Annotated in this window: 4 protein-coding genes; all 4 read right to left on the reverse strand. The window is 42.3% G+C overall.

Going from position 1 to position 2,918, the window contains the following annotated elements:
* Positions 1-39: 39 nt before the first annotated feature.
* The gene (locus B4H32_RS06680; protein ID WP_004680869.1) at positions 40-369 is read right to left on the reverse strand and encodes a DMT family transporter; all 330 of its coding nucleotides are present in this window, start codon (positions 367-369) and stop codon (positions 40-42) included.
* Between the two features lie 11 nt (positions 370-380).
* Positions 381-1,268: a hypothetical protein gene (locus B4H32_RS06685; protein ID WP_004680868.1), complete on the reverse strand. Its 888-nt coding sequence runs from the start codon at positions 1,266-1,268 to the stop codon at positions 381-383.
* Positions 1,268-2,269 carry an isopenicillin N synthase family dioxygenase gene (locus B4H32_RS06690; protein ID WP_004680867.1) on the reverse strand — a complete coding sequence of 334 codons (1,002 nt, stop codon included), beginning with the start codon at positions 2,267-2,269 and terminating at the stop codon, positions 1,268-1,270. The genes B4H32_RS06685 and B4H32_RS06690 overlap by 1 nt, the downstream gene beginning before the upstream one ends.
* Before the next feature lie 75 nt (positions 2,270-2,344).
* Positions 2,345-2,918 (reverse strand): ABC transporter ATP-binding protein (locus B4H32_RS06695; RefSeq protein ID WP_286800976.1); only part of this gene is annotated, 574 nt, incomplete at its 5' end.

Genomic DNA, 2,918 nt, shown 5'->3' on the forward strand with positions numbered 1-2,918 from the left:
GAAATTTGTCGTGTACAGAGCAAAAATTTATATAAAAATTTAAAGATGAGTACTTTTTGAAAAGACATTGATCACGATAATGCCTGCAATCATCATACTTAAACCAATAAATGCCGCCAGATCCAGAGACTGCTTGAAGAAAAACCAGCCAATACTGGAAATAAGAATAATCCCAGCACCCGACCAGATTGCATAGGCAATACCGACTGGAATAAATTTTAGGGTTAAGGATAAGAAATACAAGGAAATCGCATAGCCCACCGCTGTGATGAGTGAGGGCAGAGGAACGCTAAATCCATTTGAGGCTTTGAGTGCAGAAGTGGCGATCACTTCCGCAATAATTGCAATCACCAAATATAAATAGGGCAAATCAGGCTCCTTTATTCAACCACTTGAGCATTTTTAAGCAAATGATCCTGTTCCTGCTGTAACCAGTTATGGCTTGCGTCAGAGGTAATCGATTGACGAACAAACTGGAACTCAGGCTGGTACAGGTCAAGCTGAAAATAACAGAGATAATCTTCCCCATGAATCTGGCGAATTTGCGTAATAATGCCCTGATCATTCAATTCAAAACCAGTCAGTTGTATAGATTCACCGACACGGTTGGCTTGCGTACTATATTCAATTTTCGGATTATTGAATGCCACAGAAACCTCATAGCTTTCAATTTCTGCTTCATTTATGACATCTTGTGCCAGTGCCTGATCAAGTCTGGAAAAGTCTGAAAGTTTGTCTTGAATCTGTGGCAGTCGGGATTGTGCATAGGCAATATGTGCGCCTGCCACAATCAATCCGCCATCCATTGCAAATACTTCACCATTATCCAGATGTTGTACCTGATACAAGCGTAAACCGAGCAATGGCCCTGTATGCGACAATTGTCGCCAATCTTCTACATAGGCATTGGAGGGTGAAAACTCCAATAGACAATTACCTACCGCATGTAATGTGGCAGGTTCTGGCCACTGAATGCGTGGTTGGTAGCTTTGCTGAACATCCCATGACAGTAACTGCTGTGCATGATCCCAAACCGTATCGCCAATCCAGCCTTGTCTTTCAGTGATGGGAGTAGAGCGTGCATCTGACAGGCGTAGATCAAGCGTAAATGTTCGGGACTGAAACCAGTAAACAATGGTGTTTTCATCGGTCAGTCCATTATAAAAACTGATACTTTTACGCCTAAAACTACCGAGTAAATAATGGGGTAAACTGACTTGCTGTAGATCAGTTGGACTTAACTGCTGCAATAATTCATTTAAATCCATTATTTTTCTCCAGATTCAGCCAGACCAAAAGAATCCAGAGGCATGGCATTTTCCAGCACCAACTCACCCCGATCAATGCGTTGTTTTAAATACTGGAAAATCTGCGCAGTCTGGTTAAATAAATGTTCACCGCCTTTTAATGGCTTATATTTAGGTGCTTCATTTTTAATCACAGGCTGGATCATATAATCATAATCGCAGGAGAAAAATAAAGGGAATGAATACCGTTCTTCCTTGACCCGTTTGACCCGATGTTTGGTGGCGATATAATGCCCATTGGATAAAATTTCCATCATGTCACCGATATTCATGATCATGGTATTTTTAACCAGTGGAATATCGGTCCATTCACCTTGTTTGTTGAGTACCTGCAAGCCAGGTGCGGTCGGAAATAACAGGGTAAAACATTCATAATCCGTATGTGCGCCAATGCCCATGGCATCTTCAGCATCAGGATTATAAGGATAATGAATCAGCCTGAGCTGACTGGGCGCATGTTGCAAATGCGCATCAAAGAATTGTTCTTCGAGCCCCAGAGCCAACGCAAAGGCATGAAAAAGTTGATGTCCGACATCCTTGATATGCTGATAATAGCTCAGGACATTTTGTTTAAATTCTGCATCATCGGGCCATTGCGTTGGGCCAACTAAAGGACGACGATTTTCAGTTGCTTGATAATCATAATTGACATCATAGGTTTCTTTTAAATCGTAGGTATTGCTTTTAAAACGTTCCTCACCAATCGGCACATAGCCACTGTGATTTTCAGACAGACCAATATAATTTTGCATTTTTTTCGCTTCATCCTGAGCGAAATAGCGCTGTGCAGTTTGCACCAGTTGCTGAAATAAAGCGGGCTGGAGCTGATCACCCCGAATATATAAAAAACCGACTTCACGGCAGGCCTGATCCAGTTCCTGTGCGACCTGTAATCGTTCCTCAAGCTGTGGACTGGTCAATTTTGAAATATCGACCAAGGGTAAAACATAATCCTGTTTCATGCATCACACCATTTAGCTGGTCGTCCAGCACATAAATAAAACGCTTTGGGTCGTCCCAAAGATTATACAAAATCTTTATTCAGCATCGACCTGCGTCATACGGGGAATTTTCGGTAAATGAGTCAGGGCAGGATCAAGCTCATCTTCCTGAGCATGCACCAGTTGATCTACCTTGTTTCTCAGGCGTTGAAACTCAGGCGTATTCATTAGCTCTGTACCACGCGGGTGAGGCAAATCTACTTCAATAATTTCCTTGATTTCGCCAGGATTGGCTTTGAGCGCCACAATACGATCAGCCAGTAGAATCGCTTCATCCATGTCATGGGTAACAAAAATGATAGTGATATCAATGTTTTGCCATAAATCCATCAAATGTCGTTGCATTTTCTGACGAGTATGTGGGTCAAGTGCACCAAACGGTTCATCCATCAATAAAATCTTGGGTTCATTGACCAAGGCGCGGGCAATTGCAACTCGTTGTTTCATCCCACCTGACAGTTGGTGCGGATACTGGTTTTCATATTTTTCTAGACCAATGATATTGATCCATTCTCTCGCCATCTCTTCGGCACGAGTTGCACTGATGCCTTTCATCAAAGGCCCAAACATGACATTTTGCTTAACCGTTTTCCAAGGAAATAGGGTATAG

Source organism: Acinetobacter sp. UBA2063, assembly GCF_002333245.1.
Lineage (GTDB): Bacteria > Pseudomonadota > Gammaproteobacteria > Pseudomonadales > Moraxellaceae > Acinetobacter > Acinetobacter parvus.